Origin of the sequence: Streptococcus agalactiae ATCC 13813 (assembly GCF_000186445.1) — a bacterium.
In the GTDB taxonomy this organism is placed as follows: Bacteria; Bacillota; Bacilli; order Lactobacillales; family Streptococcaceae; genus Streptococcus; species Streptococcus agalactiae.
On sequence record NZ_GL636070.1, the window covers coordinates 2,035,269 to 2,055,835 of the forward strand.

The 20,567-nt window shown below is 36.7% G+C and carries 16 protein-coding genes and 1 pseudogene; all 17 read right to left on the reverse strand.

Going from position 1 to position 20,567, the window contains the following annotated elements; translation table 11 throughout:
* Position 1 precedes the first annotated feature (1 nt).
* Positions 2-2,131: a polyribonucleotide nucleotidyltransferase gene (gene pnp / locus HMPREF9171_RS103905; protein ID WP_000043851.1), complete on the reverse strand. Its 2,130-nt coding sequence runs from the start codon at positions 2,129-2,131 to the stop codon at positions 2-4.
* A 379-nt stretch (positions 2,132-2,510) separates the two neighbouring features.
* Positions 2,511-2,780 (reverse strand): 30S ribosomal protein S15, encoded by a 270-nt coding sequence (gene rpsO, locus HMPREF9171_RS103900; protein ID WP_001018249.1) that lies wholly within the window; start codon positions 2,778-2,780, stop codon positions 2,511-2,513.
* An 87-nt stretch (positions 2,781-2,867) separates the two neighbouring features.
* A pseudogene (locus HMPREF9171_RS1000000113680) lies at positions 2,868-4,127 on the reverse strand (ferredoxin reductase family protein).
* 108 nt (positions 4,128-4,235) lie between these two features.
* Positions 4,236-5,165, reverse strand: a complete 930-nt coding sequence (locus HMPREF9171_RS103885) for a transketolase family protein (protein ID WP_001203822.1) — start codon at positions 5,163-5,165, stop codon at positions 4,236-4,238.
* A complete protein-coding gene (locus HMPREF9171_RS103880) occupies positions 5,162-6,019 on the reverse strand; it encodes a transketolase (RefSeq protein WP_000203493.1) in 858 nt (285 codons plus the stop codon). Before HMPREF9171_RS103880 ends, HMPREF9171_RS103885 begins: the two co-directional genes overlap by 4 nt.
* Positions 6,020-6,021: 2 nt before the next feature.
* Complete coding sequence (gene ulaA / locus HMPREF9171_RS103875; protein WP_000677351.1) at positions 6,022-7,377, reverse strand: PTS ascorbate transporter subunit IIC; 1,356 nt, start codon at positions 7,375-7,377, stop codon at positions 6,022-6,024.
* 12 nt (positions 7,378-7,389) lie between these two features.
* Positions 7,390-7,674 (reverse strand): PTS sugar transporter subunit IIB, encoded by a 285-nt coding sequence (locus tag HMPREF9171_RS103870; protein WP_000944235.1) that lies wholly within the window; start codon positions 7,672-7,674, stop codon positions 7,390-7,392.
* A 2-nt stretch (positions 7,675-7,676) separates the two neighbouring features.
* Positions 7,677-9,713 (reverse strand): BglG family transcription antiterminator, encoded by a 2,037-nt coding sequence (locus HMPREF9171_RS103865; RefSeq protein WP_000228189.1) that lies wholly within the window; start codon positions 9,711-9,713, stop codon positions 7,677-7,679.
* A gap of 215 nt (positions 9,714-9,928) precedes the next feature.
* Complete coding sequence (gene treC / locus HMPREF9171_RS103860) at positions 9,929-11,554, reverse strand: alpha,alpha-phosphotrehalase (protein WP_000020730.1); 1,626 nt, start codon at positions 11,552-11,554, stop codon at positions 9,929-9,931.
* A 220-nt stretch (positions 11,555-11,774) separates the two neighbouring features.
* Positions 11,775-13,805, reverse strand: a complete 2,031-nt coding sequence (gene treP / locus HMPREF9171_RS103855) for a PTS system trehalose-specific EIIBC component (protein ID WP_000434614.1) — start codon at positions 13,803-13,805, stop codon at positions 11,775-11,777.
* A gap of 282 nt (positions 13,806-14,087) precedes the next feature.
* Positions 14,088-14,714 (reverse strand): ABC transporter ATP-binding protein, encoded by a 627-nt coding sequence (locus HMPREF9171_RS103850; RefSeq protein ID WP_000171302.1) that lies wholly within the window; start codon positions 14,712-14,714, stop codon positions 14,088-14,090.
* Entirely contained in the window at positions 14,698-15,501 is an 804-nt protein-coding gene (locus HMPREF9171_RS103845) for an ATP-binding cassette domain-containing protein (protein WP_000140987.1), read from the reverse strand. The genes HMPREF9171_RS103850 and HMPREF9171_RS103845 overlap by 17 nt, the downstream gene beginning before the upstream one ends.
* An 11-nt stretch (positions 15,502-15,512) precedes the next feature.
* Positions 15,513-16,334, reverse strand: a complete 822-nt coding sequence (locus HMPREF9171_RS103840) for an ABC transporter permease (RefSeq protein ID WP_000603398.1) — start codon at positions 16,332-16,334, stop codon at positions 15,513-15,515.
* The gene (locus HMPREF9171_RS103835; RefSeq protein ID WP_000680648.1) at positions 16,331-17,308 is read right to left on the reverse strand and encodes an ABC transporter permease; all 978 of its coding nucleotides are present in this window, start codon (positions 17,306-17,308) and stop codon (positions 16,331-16,333) included. Before HMPREF9171_RS103835 ends, HMPREF9171_RS103840 begins: the two co-directional genes overlap by 4 nt.
* Positions 17,309-17,420: 112 nt before the next feature.
* Positions 17,421-19,049, reverse strand: coding sequence for an ABC transporter substrate-binding protein (locus HMPREF9171_RS103830; RefSeq protein ID WP_000170504.1), 1,629 nt, complete (start codon positions 19,047-19,049; stop codon positions 17,421-17,423).
* A gap of 241 nt (positions 19,050-19,290) precedes the next feature.
* Positions 19,291-20,019 carry an antiholin-like protein LrgB gene (lrgB, locus tag HMPREF9171_RS103825; RefSeq protein ID WP_000394889.1) on the reverse strand — a complete coding sequence of 243 codons (729 nt, stop codon included), beginning with the start codon at positions 20,017-20,019 and terminating at the stop codon, positions 19,291-19,293.
* Between the two features lies 1 nt (position 20,020).
* The gene (locus HMPREF9171_RS103820; protein WP_000683316.1) at positions 20,021-20,476 is read right to left on the reverse strand and encodes a CidA/LrgA family protein; all 456 of its coding nucleotides are present in this window, start codon (positions 20,474-20,476) and stop codon (positions 20,021-20,023) included.
* Positions 20,477-20,567 lie beyond the last annotated feature (91 nt).

Below are 20,567 nucleotides of genomic sequence, written 5' to 3' on the forward strand. Positions count from 1 at the left end.
ATTAAGATTCCTTTTTAGGATTGTCAGCTTTTGGAGGACGTGGTAATAATGCTTTCATAGAGGCATCAACTCGCCCTTTATCATCAATTTTGATGACTTTCACATCAACTTCTTCACCAATTTCAAGAACATCAGCTACATTTGCTGTACGTGTCCATGCAATTTCTGAAATATGTACCAATGCATCTGTTTTATCAAAGAGGTTGACAAAGGCACCGAATTTCTCGATACGAACTACTTTAGCATGGTAAACTTCTCCCACTTTTGCTTCACGTACTAAACTTGCAATAATGTCTTTCGTACGATCAATGGCAGCCTGATCACTAGAGAAGATAGATACATTTCCTTCTTCATCAATATCAATCTTAACACCTGTTTCAGCGATGATTTTATCGATAGTTTCGCCACCTTTACCGATGACAACTTTAATCTTATCAACATCGATTTTTATCATATCAATCTTAGGTGCCGTTGGTGCTAATTGTGGACGTGGCTCTGCGATGGCTCCATGAAGGACATCAAGAATTTCAAAGCGTGCTTTTTTAGCTTGCGCAAGAGCTTCTTCCAAAATCTGAGGGGTAATACCTTCAATTTTAATATCCATTTGAAGTGCCGTAATCCCTTCACGTGTACCCGCAACCTTAAAGTCCATATCGCCAAAATGGTCTTCTAATCCTTGAATATCAGTAAGGACTGTGTAGTTTGTTCCATCTGATATGAGCCCCATGGCAATACCAGCAACCGGAGCTTTTATAGGCACACCACCTGCCATAAGAGCAAGCGTTCCAGCACATATAGAAGCCTGAGATGATGAACCGTTTGATTCCAGAACTTCTGCAACTAGTCGGATAGCATACGGAAACTCCTCCAAGCTTGGAAGGACTTGTTCTAATGCACGCTCTCCTAAAGCACCGTGACCAATTTCACGACGCCCTGCAGCTCCATAACGTCCCGTCTCACCAACTGAATATTGTGGGAAGTTATAGTGGTGCATAAAGCGTTTCTTATACTCTGGTGTTAGCCCATCAATGATTTGTGCTTCACCCATAGGTGCTAACGTTAATACTGATAATGCTTGGGTTTGTCCTCGTGTAAAGAGACCTGATCCATGAACTTGTGGTAAAAAATCAATCTCTGCGTCTAATGGACGAATCTCATCCACACGACGTCCATCAGGACGAACCTTATCTTCTGTAATGAGGCGACGAACTTCTGCATGTTCCATTTGTTCTAAAATTTCAGCAACATCACGCATAATGCGATCATATTCTTCATGTTCAGCGTAACGCGCCTCATATTCACCTATAACTACTTCTTTAACTGCTTCTGTAGCTGCTTCTCTAGCCTTTTTCTCTTCAACTTGTACTGCAGCCTGTAAAGCTATGTTATGAGTAGCAATAATTTCTGCTTGAAGTTCTGGATCAACTTGAAGAAGTTCTACCTCGGCTTTTTCTTTACCAATAGCAGTAACAATCTCTTCTTGGAAGGCGATTAATTCACAGACAGCCTCATGTCCTTTAAGAAGAGCCTCTAGCATGATTTCTTCTGAAAGTTCTTTCGCTCCAGATTCAACCATGTTAATCGCTTCTTTAGTACCTGCAACCGTTAATTCTAACGCAGAAGCCTCTTGTTCTTGTGCTGTCGGATTAATAATAAAATTACCATCAACATAAGCAACTTGAACTCCAGCAATTGGCCCATTGAAAGGAATATCGGAAATCGATAATGCTAATGATGAACCAAACATAGCAGCCATTGGTGCGCTAGCATTTTCATCAAATGAAAGAACAGTATTGATGACCTGTACTTCGTTACGAAATCCCTCAGCAAACATCGGACGGATTGGTCTATCAATAAGACGTGCTGTTAAGGTAGCATCCGTACTTGGACGCCCTTCACGTTTGTTAAAGCCACCCGGAAATTTCCCAGCAGCATACATTTTTTCTTCGTAATTGACTTGAAGTGGGAAAAAATCACCTGTTGACATTTTCTTAGACATAACTGCTGCTGTGAGTACAGTAGAATCTCCATAACGAACGACAACTGATCCATTTGCTTGTTTAGCCACTTGCCCAGTTTCAACAACTAATTTTTTACCAGCAAAAATCATTTCAAAGACTTGTTTTGACATATTATTCTCCATATTTTTTTGTTTACGCGTTTCCTACAAAGTTCAATCTAGCTGTTCTAAACTCAACTTTGCATAAAACCACGTATAAGCTTTATTCTAACATAATTCTATAAAATTGAGTAGCGAAAATCCGTGGAGGAAGCTGTATTATCATTCATTAATGTAAACGTAAAAAGTCTGATTATTAATACTAGCAATCAGACCTTGTTACAATGATTAAAATAAATTTCTAGGGTTAATCTTAGCTTGCTTAATAACTCTCTTCAGAGGTTAAAACACTTTCTTAGTGTTGACCCCCTCAAAGTACTTACGTTCATAGTACGTTTAAAACAAAAACACTAGAAAATTTTCTAGTGTTTTTACTTGACTCTGTTGTCTATTAACGACGAAGTCCAAGTGATTGAATCAATTCACGGTAACGGTTAACATCTGTACGACGTAGGTATGCTAATAAGTTACGACGGTGACCAATTTTTTTCATCAATCCACGGTAAGTAGCGTGGTCTTTTTTGTGTTGTTTGATGTGGTCGTTAAGGTGGTTGATTTCCCAAGTAAGAACTGCTACTTGAACTTCAACTGATCCTGTATCACCTTCGTGACGTGCATATTGAGCAATGATTTCATTTTTTTTCTCTTTTGAGATTGCCATAATATATTCTCCTTTTATTGCTTCATCCGAGTCTTAGGATTGGCACTCCTAAAACCAAGAAAAAGTTGGTTTGTCTTATAGACCCTCTTATTTTATCAAATTAGAATAAACTTTGTCAAAAGTTTTTAATAGAAATATAGATAACCAACTGTCTCTAAAGGAAAATCCTTCATAGACTAAACGAGACTTTGCATCTTTTTGCCGAAAGACCTTAGCATAAGTAGATGTCATACTAGTTGGCCCACACATAAATATTGTTGGTTGTCCTTCAAAAACAGACTGACTAAAATCAAGTCTTCCTTGGAGGCTACTATTATTTAAGTGAAGTTTAAAATTAGGATTGGCTTTAGCATAGGATTCTAACATATCTTGATAAATCAAATTGTCTTGATTTGAAAAGGTATAAAAGAAGTCAACTCTCTTAGTCAAAATACTATTTTCTCTAATAAATGAAATGAAGGGAGTGATGCCGATGCCTCCTGCAATCCAAACCTGTTCTTTCTTGTCTCTATCAAATAACATACGACCATAAGCTCTATCTAAGGCTATTTTTGTCCCAACTTTTAGCTGTTTGTAAATGGATTTCGTATAATCTCCTGAAGCTTTAACAGTTAAAAATATCACTCTATCATGACCACCCGATATCGAGAAAGGATGAGCTGCTGATTCAAAGCCAGCTTGATAAATTTTTAAAAAAGTAAATTATCCATAGTCATATCGATAAGGACGCTTCATTGCTATTTCAATCTCAGTTGTATCATGGTTAAGATGAGTAACCTTTTGAACGTACCCTACACGACGAAAACGCATTCTAGAATATAGGAAAATAATATAAAATCCAGATATAACCCCAATGACAGCATAACCTAATACGATTAAACTGAGTAAAGTATTTCCTAGTATCCTATCTCCTAAAATCATAAAAGTATGTACCAATCCCAAAATATAGGCTAAATAAACAAAGCGATGAATAAAACGCCAAATTTCATACTTTAAAAAATTTCCGAAATAAGCTACAAAAACAATACTTAGAAAAAGATATAATCCCGCACTGCCAATAGTCTTTGCAAACTCACTTCCATGTCCGCCTTGTCCAAGACCAATTTTGTGCAATAGAAGCAAAATCATTGAAAATACAGCCATTACCTTGTGGTAAAAATACATATTTTCAATACCTTGAAAGTAACTTTCAAGTATCCTAAATTTGGTTGATAAGAGGAACGTTAGCGATAAACTTGTCAAAGCTAATCCTGGTACAACAAATTCACTTAATCCGGCATTTTGTCATGCTACTAGTGTCACCGCTATGCTAGATAAAATTAAAACAATACCTTTCCAAGCTCGCATAACGACCACCCCTTTATTTTTAGTAAGGATAAAATACCACAAGATACTTATACAAAACTTAAAAATTTCAGAAAATAACAAAAAGGCAACTTTGAAGTTGCCTTTTTGTTATGATTTATAAATTGATTTGCAATGCTCTACTATATCTTTAACAGCGAGTCCATACTCCTCTAATAAATATTCCATCTGACCTACCTGACCAAATCGCTCATCAATACCCATACGACTAACAGTAGTGTCTTTCTCCATACTAAGCCATTCGCATAATGCACTGCCGATACCGCCAATACGGTTATGATTCTCAATAGTTACAATGGATTGATCTATCAGTAATGGTTTCAGTTCTTCTGGAAGGGGCTTAATTTTAAAAAGGTCGATAACTGAGGCCTCAATCCCCATTTCTTTGAGGTAGTCGGCTGCTTCTATCGCTCTAGAAACCATAATACCACTTGCTACAAGAGTAATATCTTTTCCCTGGCGTAATTGTATAAAACCTTTTGAAAAATCTTCGCGTCCCTCATAAACTGCAGTGGGGGCCTTACGAATAGTTCTAATGTATTTTAGGCCATCAATACTTAATGTTTGTTTTAAAATTGCTTCAAACTGAATATCATCACTAACCTCAAAAATAGTCGCTTTGGGAATTAACCTTAGTAGACCTAACTCTTCAAAAGGCATATGAGTTCCGCCATTCATTTCTGCGCTAACTCCTGCATCTGAGCCAATAATCGTAGCTGATAATTGTGAGTAACCTAACGATAAGAATACTTGATCAAAGACACGCCTTGACGCGAAAGGACCAAAAGTATGAAGGTATGGTTTGTAACCTTTAATGGCTAGCCCTGCTGCAAGGCCTACCATCTCAGCCTCCATAATACCTAGATTAATATAACGTTTTCCAAATTCTGATGCCAGTGCATTTGTTGACATTGAACTCGACAAATCGGCTTCTAAAACGGTAATTTGTTTATTTTCTTGATTAGCTTGAAGGAGGAAATCACGATAGACAAGCCTCATTTCTTTGGTTGAACATCTCATTCTACTACCTCCAAACTTTCTCTCAAGCTTATCACCGCTCGATCTAACATTGTTTTTTGTTGTAAATCTGGTCGTAAATGATGATTAGAAGCTAACTCCTCCAACTCTTTCACACCTTGTCCCTTGATACTATCTAAAACAATGCATTTTGGTCTGACACTATTTGAATCTTGAAAAGTTTTAATAGCTTTGTCAATTGCCTCAATGTCATCTCCTTTTACACGTACTGCATCAAATCCAAAAGCTTCAAATTTAGCAACAAAGTCTCCAGGATTACAAATATCAGCTGTCAAACCATCTAATTGTTTTTTATTATCATCTACAAAAACAATTAAATGGTGCAGTTGATGATGCGCAGCAAATTGTATAGCCTCCCAACATTGTCCTTCATTTAATTCACCATCACCTACAATAGTATAAGTATAATAGCTTGAATTCTCAATCTTTTGAGCATAAGCAATTCCCGTTGCAATACTAATGCCTTGACCTAACGAGCCTGTCGTTACATCTATACCAGGAGTTAAATTGCGGTCAGGATGCGAAGGTAGTTTGGTACCGTTTGTATTGAGCGAATGAAGGAATGTTTTATCAAAAAAACCTTTTAGATAGAGTGTACTATACAAGGCTGGACCAGCATGTCCTTTTGATAAGACCATATAATCCCGATCACTTTCTTTGAATTTTTCAGGGTCTATATCCATAATATCACCGTACAAAACAGCCAAAGTCTCAACAATTGATAAACTACCCCCATAGTGACCGAATCCTAAATGGTTTAGCGTTTCTAGAGTATTTAAACGAATCTCCGTTGCAAATCGTCTTAGAGATGAATATCTTTCTTCTGGTGATGTCATTATTAACCTTCCTTATGGGTTGATTTTCCAACAAATGAAATGCCAAAAAGTCCAATTAAGATAACTACAATACCAATAACAATAGCTATCGCACCGCCGACATGATTAAGAGCGCCAAGAATGATACCGGTCAAACCAAAATCAGCATCTGAGAATGTTGACCCTTTGAAACCAAGTCCACCTAGTACAGGCATTAAGAAAATCGGCAAGAAACTGATGAGGATACCTTGAACAAATGCACCAATAGTCGCTCCTCTCACACCACCAGAAGCATTACCGATAACACCTGCCGTTGCCCCACAGAAGAAATGAGGAACGACCCCTGGTAAAATGACAGTGGTGCCAGTCACAATCATAACTATCATACTAACCAATCCACCAACAAAACTTGAGATAAAACCAATCAATACTGCATTAGGTGCATAAGGGTAAACAATTGGACAATCCAAGGCTGGTTTTGAATTTGGAACCAATTTTTCTGAGATTCCCTTAAAGGCTGGTACAATTTCACCTAGGATAAGGCGTACACCTGCTAAAATAACGAATACACCTGCCGCAAATTGCCCAGCTAGTTGGAGGGCATAAACAAGACCATTGACACCGTTACTTATTTCTTTTGCAATATAAGCCTCACCAGCAAACACTGCAACGATAAGGTAAATAATTGCCATTGAGATAGTAATACTTACGGTACTGTCACGTAAAAATGATAAACTCTTTGGAAATTTAATATCTTCTGTTGATTTTGATTTATCTCCAACAATTCCACCAATAAATCCACTCAACCAATAGCCTAAAGAACCAAAGTGCCCAAGTGCCACCTTATCATTACCTGTCAGTTGAATCATGTATTTTTGCACAAATGCAGGAGATACGCTCATAATAATCCCTAACGCTAGACCTCCAAAAAGGATGAGCGAGAACGAAGTAAAGCCTGCTACGGCAAAAATAACAGCAATCATACAAGCCATATACAATGTATGATGTCCTGTCAGAAAAATGTATTTAAATTTTGTAAAACGAGCAATTAAAATATTAAAAATCATTCCCGCTAACATAATCAAAGCAGTTGCTGAGCCATACTTCGTAAGAGCTACTGCTACAATGGCTTCATTATTAGGAACTACCCCCACCAAATGAAAAGCATGTTCAAACATTTTTCCAAATGGATTCAAGGAATTTTGGACTATCCCTGCACCTCCAGAAACCACTAAGAAGCCAACAAATGTTTTTATTCCACCTTTTACAATATCAGGAACGCCTTTTTTCTGCAGTACTAAACCGATAATGGCTATCAAGGCGACTAAAATAGCTGGCGTGCTGGCAATATTAACTAAAAAATCCAATAGACCTTTCATGGCATCAACCTCCTAGATTAAGCCTTTTTCTTGGCAAATACCTGTCACTAATTCTCTCAATTCATCCATATCAATGATACTGTTTAAAATACGAACATCCCCCAGGTGACCAGCTGAATCCTCCAAATCACGACCAACAATCCAAACATCTGCTGCGCTTGGATCTGCTCCACCTAAATCATAATGTTCAACTTCAACATCAGAAACCCCCAAATCCTTCAAAATAGACTCAATATTCATTTGTACCATAAAACTTGAACCTAGACCTGATCCACATGCTGTTCCAATTCTTAACATCTTTAATCCTCCTGTTTTATAATCATTTCAATATCTTGATACCTACGTGAAGCTAACAAAGCTTTAACATTATTATTATCACGAAGTATTGTTGTCAAATGCGATAGAGCTTTCAAATGCGTTTCATTATCAATAGCTGCTATGCATAATAAGAGATAAATTCCCTGTTTGGGGTCATCCAATAAATAAATAGGCTGTTCCAAAACAAGCATTGACATACCGACAGAGTTTACCCCATCTTCTGGTCTGGCATGTGGAATAGCAATACCTTTACCAAGATTGATAAAAGGACCAAACTCTTCGACCTTTTCAATCATAGCTTCTGGGTAACTTTCCGTAATTTTTCCAGAAGTTAACAAGGGTTTTGCCGCTAAACGAATTGCCTCTTTCCAATTCAGTTGTTCAGAACTTGTCTGATAAGTTTCCTCTGTTATAAGTTGGTGCAACAAGGGCCTCACATCCTTTCTAAATATATCTTGTTTTACCATTGTCCTCAAAGCCAATTTTAATTCCTCTTCACAATGAACATGAGCGTATTTTTTTATAGTTGCTATTAATTGATCAAGTTGGAAATCGTCAAGGCAAGCTTTGGGAAAATCTGAAATAACCAGTTCTTTGAGCTGTTGTACTTGCTCTGCTGTCATCATCAGCGAAACTAGATAATTAGGTTTTTTTGTTTCTACAAATATAGTAGAAAAGACCATATCGTAAGTTTGATTGTCAATCAGTTTCAGCTGCTCAATTTTAGAGACACGATGAAAATGAATTTGAGGAAATAATCCACGCAATTTTTCCTTAATCACTAAGGATGAACTAACGCCGTTTGGACAGAGTATCAAAGCTTTATAAGACATTGATTGTGTATCACCTGATTGTCTAAGATAGCCTCCAAAGTGAATCACGAAATAAGAAATTTCACTATCGGGTATTAATCCTACTTGCTCTTCCAAAGGACGTAGTGCCTTTTTAACCAATAGAAATAAATCACTGTAATGCTCTTTAATATTTTGTGTATAACCACTATCGCCAGTTAAACCATATTTCAATCGGAAATAAGCTGGAATAATATGACGCTTTAGACCTTGTAATAACTCTTCTTTATTGGAAAAATTAAGAAGTGAAACAGTTTCCATCTCATCAACAATTGCTTTTGCCAATACTTCAAAGAAATCATCATCTTTAGTTCCCTCGCCTTCAAAACAGCCAGATAAGATCAAGGTAATATAATCTTTTTCTTTCTGATCTAATGGTTTAGATAAGGAAATATCCTGACTTAAATTAGTCACAATAATAGTCGTTAACTCTTTTAATTGTTCAGAAACAATAGGAGAACCCTGCAAAACACGATCTACTGATCTTTGATAACGACACAGTATTAAAATGATAAAATATAAAGATTTCTCAAGCCTATCTTGTATTGGAGAAAGTTGAAAAGATTCATAGAAATATTCTACCGTCTTTTCTAACTTCTCATATGAGAGAGCGAATTTCCAAGAAGACAAGATATAATTTAAAGACCAAAAACCAATGGGAGATTCTAGTAGTTGAGTTATCATCTGAAAAGCAACTTGATGCTTATCCATCTCATCTCCTACTAGACTATATCCCTTTGCTCTTGTATAAGTGAGTGAGATACCTCTTTTTGCTAATTTAGAACGTAGCATCTTGATATCTGATAAAGTAGTATTCTTACTCACTTTCAAAAAATCTTGATAATGCACATTGGAGACAAACTCTCTTCGGCAAAAGCTATAGAGGTAAATCAGACATACCCTTTCTTCCTGAGTTAGGTAAAATTGCTCAGCTTCTAATAAGGAGACAATTTTATCATGCTCTTTTTCATCTCCTAACAACTGATAACGTCCAGCAGAGTGAGCAATAACTGGTAGGTGATTTTTTGCTAAAAAACTATTGAGATAGTTAATTTGCTCTATGATAACTTTTATTGAAAACTTTGTTTGTACTGTTAACTCATACAAGGAAAGATTTTTCCGAGCTAAAAATACCAACATTATCACAACAGTCTTATTATCAACCATTTGTTTTCCTTTCTATTTTTATTTTATAGTAACCGTTTACATTTTTCTAGGTCGTTTGAGCCCAATCTGACACTACTATCAATTGAATGAATTTGGGCTATTGTTATAGAGTAAAGAAAAAAGAAAGAAATTGCAAAATCTAGAGCAAGATTCCTTTCCACAAGCAGCACTTAAAAAACCTTTACTTAATTGAATAAGTAAAGGTTTTTTAAATGTTATGACACTAAGATAGCTAAAGTTTGATAAGGTTGCAAAGTAACCGTTTCATCAAGAGTAACATCCTTATAATTTGATAGAAGAACTTGTCCTTGGAGATAATTCTCCGGTAATTTTATCTTAACTTTCTCAGCAAAGAAATTATTTAAAACAAGAAGTTTTTCCTTATCAAGATGGCGTTCAAAAGCATATACTTTTTCATTATCTTTGAAAGCTGCTTTATAATTCCCGTCAGCTATTATTGGCAGTTGTTTACGTAGTCTTATCAACTCTTGATAGAAAGTAAATATCGGCCCTGTTTTCTCCTTTGCGACATTGATTTCTTTATATGATTTTCCTACTTTCAACCATGGAGTGCCTTCAGAAAAACCTGCATTCGTACTATCATCCCATTGCATTGGTACTCGAGAATTGTCTCGAGATTTCGCTCGAATAATGCTAAATGCCTCTTCTTGTGACTTGCCTTCATCAAGCATTATTTGGTAGGCATTCAAACTCTCAATATCCACATAATCATCCATAGAACTGTAATCGGGATCAAGCATTCCGATTTCTTCACCCATATATATATAAGGAGTACCACGCGATAAGTGGATAGATGCTGCTAACATGGTTGCTCCTTCATTTCGAAAATGTTTCACGTCTACAAAACGATTTAATGCTCGCGGTTGGTCATGATTATTATAGAATAAAGCATTCCAACCATTTCCTTCGCTCATTCCTTCGCCCCAACTATGGAAAAGATCACGTAATGCAGGAAAATCAAAAGCCATAATGGTCCACTTTTGCCCATCTTTATAATCTACTTTGAGGTGGTGAAAATTAAAAGCCATGGATAACTCTTCACGTTCTGGTGCAGTGTAAAGAATGCAATTTGCAATTGTCGTTGAAGACATTTCACCAACTGTCATGAAGGAATCATCTTGTCCAAAACTAGCATTATTCAACATCTTGAGATAATCATGTGTTATTGGACGATCAGTATAAGCTGGTTTTCCATCATTAATTGGGCAGTTCTCAAGTATCTCATCTTTCCCAATTAAATTAATCACATCAAATCGAAAACCTTTAACCCCTTTATCACGCCAAAAATTGACAACTTTAAAAAGTTCCTTGCGAACATCGGCATTGCGCCAATTAAGGTCAGCTTGAGTGATATCAAAAAGATGAAGATAATACTTCCCTGTATCACCAAATGGTGCCCAAGCATTTCCACCAAATTTAGATACCCAATCTGTTGGATTATCACGTAAGATAAAGAAATCTTGATAGTAGCGATCTCCTGCAAGTGCTTTTTTAAACCACTCATGTTCTATTGAACAATGATTAAGCACCATATCAAGCATAAAATCTATACGGTATTGACGTCCCACCTCAATCATTTCTTCAAAATCGTCCATCGTTCCAAAATCAGGGTTAATAGCTGTATAATCAGAGATATCATATCCATTATCTCGTTGTGGACTTGGATAAAATGGGTTGAGCCAAACCATATCAATACCAAGTTCTGCTAAATAGGGTAATTTTTCGATAATACCACGAAGATCACCAACCCCATTACCAGTTGTGTCTTTGTATGATTTTGGATAAATTTGATAGACAACTTTACGTTTATCAATCGACATATTCTACTCCTTTCCCAAAATGCTGCTGTATTTAGCAGTCTAACTATAACATCAACTATCATCAAAAATATAACATTTTTACAGTGATATCTGTTCCCATGAGTTTTTTCTTATGTTCAAAATAATTCAAGGAGCTAATGTATTAAGCTCCTCAAACAATTCTCAAATTACCTCTTATTTTATAAGAGTGCTCTTTTTTAAAAAGAATACCTAATTACTTTTAAATTTTCTTGGCAACCATTAATGCTTGTCCACGTTTTATCTGTTTGGGTAAATCTATCAATTCTTCTGGTCGGAATTCTTCTTGATTAGTAATCAGAATAGGAGTTTCCACAATGTATCCTTCTTCTTTTATCATTGGAATATTGAAAGTAATGAGTTTATCTCCTACTTTTACATTGTCACCTTGGGCAACATGAGAGGTAAACCCTTTTCCTTCTAAATTAACAGTATCCATACCAATATGAATAAGAAACTCAACCCCCTCTGATGTTAATAATCCAATAGCATGTTTCGTAGGGAAAAGAACTGAAACTGCCGCATCGACCGGTGAAACTAGTTCTCCATCACTTGGATCGATAACCACTCCCTTCCCCATAATTCCTTGTGAAAAGACAGGATCACTAGCTTGATCCAGTGGTTTAGCTAAACCTGATAAAGGGCTTACTACACTAAGCTTTGTACCTGAGACGACAGCTTTTTCTTTTGCTGATTTTGTTTCTGTTGTTGAAGCAATGACAGCATCAGGTACTAATTTTTCCTCTTCAGTTTTTGTCAAAATACCTGATTTTTTAAAGAATAGTGTCAAAAATAAAGGAATAAAGATAGCCACTGCCATACAGATAAAGAAATATCCCATATATTTAACGTTAATTGACAGGAAGCCTGGAAGACCGCCTACACCAATAGAGTTAGCTTGGACATTAAAAGTTGTCGCCAAAAGACCTGCCACACTTGAACCAATCATACCAGCAACAAATGGATAAATGTATTTAACGTTTACACCAAAAAGCGCAGGCTCTGTAACACCAAGGTAGGCTGAGATAGCAGCTGGAAGTGATATTTGAGCCTCTTTTTCATCATGACGATGCATAAAATAATAAGCTAGTACAGCTGAACCCTGAGCAATATTTGAAAGAGCAATCATCGGCCAAAGGCCAGTTGTATGTGTTTTTGTATCTGCTATGAGTTGAGTATCGATAGCATTTGTCATGTGGTGCAAACCAGTAATAACAAATGGGGCATACAGGGCACCAAAAATAGCACCAAAGAGCCATTTTACAGGACCAGTCAATCCAATAAGAACGATAGCAGAAATCCATTTACCTAGTGTCCAACCAATAGGTCCAAGGACAGTATGAGCCAAGATAATAGCTGGAACTAAGGATAAAAATGGCACAAAAATCATTGAAACAACTTCAGGAATATGTTTTCTCCAGAAGATTTCTAAGTAAGACAGGCTCAAACCAGCTAACAGAGCTGGAATAACTTGAGCTTGATAACCAATTTTTTGTACTGTAAAGTAACCAAAATTCCAAGACCAATTTTTAGCAATGTCTGCTGCTGAAGTACTAGCTACAGAATAAGCATTAAGTAATTGTGGCGACACTAGACAGATACCTAGAACAATACCGAGGATTTGAGTAGTCCCCATCTTACGAGTCACAGACCATACAATACCAACTGGTAAGAAATGAAATATAGCTTCACCTGGTAACCATAAAAAAGAGTCTACTCCGCTCCAAAACGTTGAAACATCTACTAGAGTATTCCAAATTGGATGCCCAGAAGAGTCTACTTGCCTGACACCATCAACAACTTTTTGACCTAAAAATTCAAATGGAACGGCATCTAAAATATTACGAAAACCAAGGATCAGACCACCAACAATAATGGCTGGAATAATCGGTGTAAATATTTCAGCCAGCATTGTCAACACACGCTGTAAAGGGTTTTGATTTTTTTGGGCAGCCGATTTTGCCGCCTCTTTAGACACACCCTCAATACCAGAAACGGCTACAAAAGCATTATAAAAAATAGGGACATCATTACCAATAATGACTTGAAATTGCCCAGCATTGGTAAAGGTACCCTTGACTGATGGTAACTCCTCAATTACCTTTACCTTAGCTTTACTACTGTCATTCAAAACAAATCGCATGCGTGTAGCACAATGTGTCACTGCACTAATATTTTCTTTACCCCCAATTGCCTCTAACAAGGCTTTGGCATCATGTTTAAATTGTTCCATCTGTTTATCCTTATCTATTTAACGGAGAGTCTGTGACTCCAAGGCAGAAACTTAAAGAAGACTAGCTTACAATATAATTGTAAACGATTACATATCCCTATGCAAATCCTTAGCTTATCTTTTTAAAAAATCTATAAATTATAAAATAAATTAGTCAATAATACCCAAAACATTAGAATTTCTCACCAACGTTACCAAAATGTTAGAGTCATGAGTAGGTCAGTCACCCCCAATACTCTCTTAATAAAAAACACCTACTAATTGATATAGTAGGTGAGTTTTTTAATCTCCATTGAAAGCTACGATACGATTCTCTTCAATCATATAGCATTGGTTACAAAGTTTCTCTAACATAGCGAAATCATGACTAATAACGATGAGACCTAAATTTCTATCCTTTACAATCTCCAACAGGCTTTTCCATACACTAGCTTGTGTAATACTATCCAACATAGTAGTCATTTCATCTGCAATAAGGTATTTAGTCTCTGGATGTAATGAACGCACAATCGAAAAGCGTTGTAATTCCCCTCCCGAGAGTTCACTAGGGCGACGATTTAGCCATTTTTCTTGAATTCCAAAAGCATCTAGTAAATCTCGACTTGGGTAATAAGCTTCTTCTAAACTTTTTTTCATAGGCCATAAAGGATTCATGGTTTGTTCAGGATGTTGTTGGATAAGTTGCACAGGTCTAAATGCTTTGTTAGGCAAATGACTGCCATCAACTAATACTTCACCAGATTTAGGCTGCAAAAAACCGGCAAGCACTCTGGATAAACTCGTTTTTCCACACCCACTTTGTCCAAATATCCCTAAGATTTGACCAGGTGCTACCTCTAAATCAATCTCCTTAAAAAGCCATTGATCTTTTTTATGATAAAAGCCAAGCTTTTTAGCCTCTAAGGTCATGAGTAACTCCTTTCAAAAAGTCTTGCTGAGGGAGTGTGCGCCATAAACGTCTCGCAAATTCTGTTTGTAATTGCTCCCCACCTCCGCTAAAAAAGCTAGCTGGAGCTGTTTCAATAGCTTTTCCCTCTTTAAAAATAGTAATACGATCCGCAATTTGACTAGCTGCTACAATATCATGAGTGATAAATATAACGCTTATTCCTTTATCTGCAAAGGAGCGTAGTTGGTCTAAAACCATTTGCAGAGCATCTGGATGTAATCCAGGAGTGGGCTCATCCGCAATAATCAAAGAAACCTTATCACTAATACACGTTGTAAACAAAACACGTCGGAGCATTCCGCCAGAAAGTTGGAAAGGATACAAGTCACCATCACTTTCTTTTAAACCAAACTGTTGAAACAATCCTTCTTGAGTAGCCTTAGCATTTTCTGAGATACCTAAGCGCACCTGATGTTTGACTTTCATAGATGGATCTAAATAATTAACGGATTGTGGAATCAACGTCATTTCTTTTCCTCGCAACTGTCTGATGCGTTTAGAAGTTAGTGATTGACCACGATAAATCATATCTCCTGTTACAGCTGCATTTTTAGGAAGAATATCCATAATAGCATGCGCTAATAAACTCTTGCCTGAACCACTAGCACCTATAATAGCTAATAACTCACCTTTTTTAACTTCTAAATTCAGCGCTTGTATCGGTGTGGATTGAAATGGTTTTAAAAATCTTCCGTATTGAGTGAAAGTGATGGAGAGGTCTTTAATGCTTAATAATGTTTCTGTCATATCTCTACCTCCTAAAAATGATCCGTTTGAGGGTAAAAGAGTTTCTTTAAAGATTCTCCGATAGTATCAAAGGCATTGACAACCAAAATAAGATAAAGGCCTGGAAAAATCACCAACCACCAATTGCCAAGAGAGATATGCTTAGCTGCTTCTGACAAAATGATACCAACCGAAGGTTGTTCGGCAGAAAGGCCAAATCCTAAGAAAGTCATGGATGCTTCATGCAAGATGACGTGCGGAAATAAGAGGATAAACCCAATGAAAATTTGAGAAGCAATCAAAGGCAAGATATGATGCCTCACAATATAATAAGGCGTTTTTCCCATGCTTTTAGAGAGCTGGACAAAGGCTTTATTCTTTAGATCATAGACTTCATTGCGGATAAGCCTTGCTAGAGAGGGCCAATGGGTAACAGCTGTTGCAATGATAACCCCTTGAGCCCCTTTACCAACAACAAAAGAAATGAGAATCATAAAAATCAAATGAGGCATACCAATAAACAAATCAACCAACCAGGCTATTATTTTATCAATAAGGCTATTTCCTAGACCTGCAAGCACTCCAAAAACGGTCGCAAGAAAGACTCCCATAAGGGCACCTAATAAGCCGACTTGTAAAGAGAAATAAAGCCCTTTAATCGTTCTGACAAACATATCCCTACCTAAACCATCTGTCCCAAAAAGATGGTTTAATGAAGGAGCAAGGTTGCGTAAAGCTGCATTGGTTTCCAAAGGCGTCCTATAGAAATAAAGGTTTAAGGCTAGAATACTAAGAATGAGAGAAATGGCGATACCCAGTTGCCATAAAACAATAGTTCGACGTCTCAATATCATACTTTTCTCCTTAACTGTGGATTGATGATGCTATTTAAAATATCCGCAATAAGATTGCCCGCAAAAACAAATAATGTCCCTATCATCACAATAGCTAGAAGTAGCGGTGTATCACTTTTAAGTCCTGCTTCAGTTAGGGTAGACCCTAGTCCTGGATATGAGAAAACTTGCTCAGCAAGAACGGATCCTCCAAACAATTCTCCAAAATAGGAAAAATGCAGTGTAATAGCTGGTACGATAGCATTTCTAAGGCAATGATGTTTAAAAATTTGCCACTGTGTTTCCCCACGCGCTCTGGCAAATAAGACATATTCACTAGAAAGCACCGACATCATTTTAGTTCTCGTATGAAGGGTGACATTGGCACTGCCTAGAATACTTAGCGTGAAAACAGGTAACATAAGGTGCTTAACTCGATCAGCTAACGTAATATCTTGACTCAAAGTGCCTATCGGGGAAGAAATACCAATCGGGAACCACCCCAGCTGGACAGAAAAGATTAATAAAAAAATGAGCCCAATCCAAAAAGTTGGTACTGATATCTGAAGGTAAGAAAACCACCTTACAATTCGATCAAGCAATTTCCCTTGATGGAAAGCTGATAAAGTTCCTAAGATAAATCCAATAAGACCCGATAAGACCCAGGAGAGTCCCATAAGTATGAAAGAGGCACCTGCCCGTGATCTAATAATATCAATAACAGGTTGCCGATAAACAAGTGAAGTCCCTAAATGTCCCTGTATAAAATTTTTTAACCAAATAAAATACTGGACCGGAGCTGGCTTATCCAAGCCATAGTGGTGAGCAATCGCTTTGTACTGAACAGGGGTTAGTGACGTGTCATAATTGACACTTGCCATGACTGGATCAACCGGTGATTGTTTTAGTAAAATAAAGGTCAAAATTGATACTCCAAAAACGAGTGACAAACACCTAAGTATCTTCCAGATAACTACAGTGGTAATATGTTTCACAGATAAATCTCCTTAATTGTTAAAAAAGGAGTCGAGGAAACCATTCACACCATAAGGTGTACATTGTTTTCTCTGACTCCAAACTTAAAGTAGCCTACATTAACTAAATTAGTTACTTAGCAGATTCATCCCAAGTCCATTCAGCAATGTTAGTCAATAATGACCAATCATGACCATGACTATGGACACCTTGTTTACCTACATTGATACGTTTATCACCAATATAAGTATGGTTAAGACTCACCAACCATACATTTGGTAAATCTCCAAGAGTGGAAGCACCTGTTTTGCCATCCCACTGAGCTAACTTCCAATATTTGTTAGCTTTATCAAGGTCAGGAGATGTCATTGCTTTGTCAAGGTACTTAGTCACAGTAGGATTGTTATAAAAAGTAATATTGGTCCAACCTTTACCAGCTAAACTTGGGTAATGTGATTCATAAAATTGCTGCGCATGATGACGTCCTCCCGCATAAAGTAAGGCTGAATCATGTGACTTAGTTGCCATTTCATCCCAGTTACTAGCCTTGAGTTTAATAGTAATACCTAAGGCTTTAGCTTGCTCCGCTACTTCAACGGCTAAGTTTGCTCGTAATTGATCATTAGTAGGGTAGTAAAGGTCAAATTCCGCTTTAAGATTTCCTTTTTTGCGGCTACCGTCTGCTTGTTCTTTCCATCCAGCTTTTGTCAAAAGTTGCTTAGCTTTAGCTACTTTATTATCTTTAATTGCTGTTTTTGGATTCCAGAATGGTGTTCTATCAATAATTGAATAAGCTGGTTTACCATAACCATTTAAAACAGTATCCAGAACTTTTTGTCTATTTAAACCAATAGTCAAGGCTTTTCTGATTGCTGGATCACTAGTGACATCATTTCCTACTGGATAACCGTCTGGTGAATTTTTCACAACACCTTTCTTCACATAAGGCAATGACAGTCCGCGAACGTCGTTTGAAGCAATATCTAGAAGACGTGTCCCTTTGACTTTCTTGCTAGCAAGCTCTGGCGTTGCGTAAATCATGTCAACATCACCAGATTCTAAAGCAGCTAGGGCTGTATTTTCATCAAGTAATACCCAAGTCCACTTTTTAAAATAAGGCTTTTTACCGTGCCAATAGGGATTTCGAACGAAGATTGCTTGTTCTCCAGCCTTATATTCTTTCACCATGTAAGGTCCTGAACCGATAGGATTGCTCTTATACTTATCATTGTAATGTTTTTTAGGGACGATTGGGATTTCTGTCAACTGTGCTGTAAATGTCGAATGCGCCTCAGTCAAATGAATATTTACCTGGTTTTTCCCAACTACTTCAACATTCTTAATAAAGGTCAAATCCCAAGCTTTTCCATCTGCTTTCAACATATCATAAGTAAACTTAACATCGTCAGCAGTAACAGGCTCACCATTGGAGAATTTAAAATCATCATTTAAGTCGAACGACCACGTTAAGCCATCCTTAGAGATTTTATATTTTTTAGCAAGCTCTCCTTTTATATCTAGTTCAGGAGAACGTTTCAATAGGGTGCTATGAGTAATATTACCTTCATTATGGATTCCATAACGGTCCTTTGGATCGAATTCATGAGGAAGCTTTGCCCCCATAGAAACAACCAATTCATCTTTGGGTCGTTGTTTTCGTGTTCGCTCCTTTGTTTGTGAATTTTGATTTTGACAAGCTACTAAAAAGATACTCGCCAGAAACAAAGCAACAAAAGAGATGTACTTCAAATATTTAGTCACTATTAAACCTCCTTTTTTAATTGATAAATAATATTTTTGACAACTTTTTCATTATAACAAGAAAAAAGTAGGAGGACAATTACTTAACTAGTTAATTAGAAAATTTGTTATTTTATCATTAATAACTTAAAGTTAGGTAAAACACAATTCTAGACTCTAGCTCATAAACCATGTTAATCCAATGTATTTTAATAGACATTATAAAAAGGCTGAATAAATTCAGCCTTAACCACGCTATTAGTTATAGCAAACCAATCAAATGACTAAAGATAGGAATAACCAAATCAACTACCAAACCGATAACTACCACAGCTATAGCTGCCATCGCACCTTGCAGTTCTCCCAATTCCAATGCAAAGGCTGCTCCGACTGTATGACCAGAGGTCCCTAGACCTAACCCTGCACCAATCTTACTATCATTCAAATGGAAAAATGACACTAATTTTTTACCTAATGCATAAATAATAACTGCATTTAAGATACACGCCATTGCTGTCACAGCTGTGTTCCCTCCAATTGCTGCTGTTATTGGAAGAGCAATTGCTGTTGTTGCTGCTTGTGGCAACATTGAAGCAATTCCGACTTGACTAAGCCCAACCATTTTAGAAATAGCGACGATAAGCATAAGGGAAACAATCATACCGATTACTAAACTGCTGAGAATTTCTACCCAATATTTTTTAACAACGTCATTTTTCTTATAGAGAGGAACTGCAAAAGCAATTGTTGCTGGATTTAAAAACCAAAATATTAAATCACCACCTGGTTTATAAGCTTGTGTATAAAATGTCTTAACATCGGTTCCTAAACCTTTTGACATAAGCCAAAGAATGACAATACCACTAACCATTGCAAAGAAAAGAGGCTGCAAAAGGAAGAAACCTTTACTCTTCTTAAATAAATGTTGTCCTATCGTATAGAGTATTAAAGAAAAGCAAATACCAAAGATGGGTGTTTTTAAGAATTCCATATTATTTTTCCTCTACTTTCTTACTATAGTGGTTAGGTAATATCTTTTTAAATAAATCTGTAACACTGAGTTCTCTAATAGCAAGTATTAATCGTGCAACGTATGCTACCACTACTAACATAACAACAGTTGAGATTGTAATAACAGCAACTAGTTGCAAGCCTTCAGCTTTTAGGATATCAAGATTCGCTGCTACTGATATTCCTGAGGGGACAAACATAAAACCAATCATGCTTATCATCAAAGCCCCAAAAGAGTCAACCCACTCTACCTTGATAATTTTAGCAGTTAGCAATACATACATTAGCACCAAACCAATAACCGTCGTTGGGATTGGTAGTGATTTCGGTAATAACATTGAAATCATTTGTGAAACTAATAAAATAGCTGCATATATTGACATTTGAATAAACATTGGAGCTTCTTTTGTTTTGGTTTCTTTACTGGTGTGTTTCATAGTCACTACCCCTTCCTTTTATTACAATGTTTTAACTTGTTTTATTGATAGCTATATTGTACTTCAAAACAAATAAAACGTTTTCATTTTC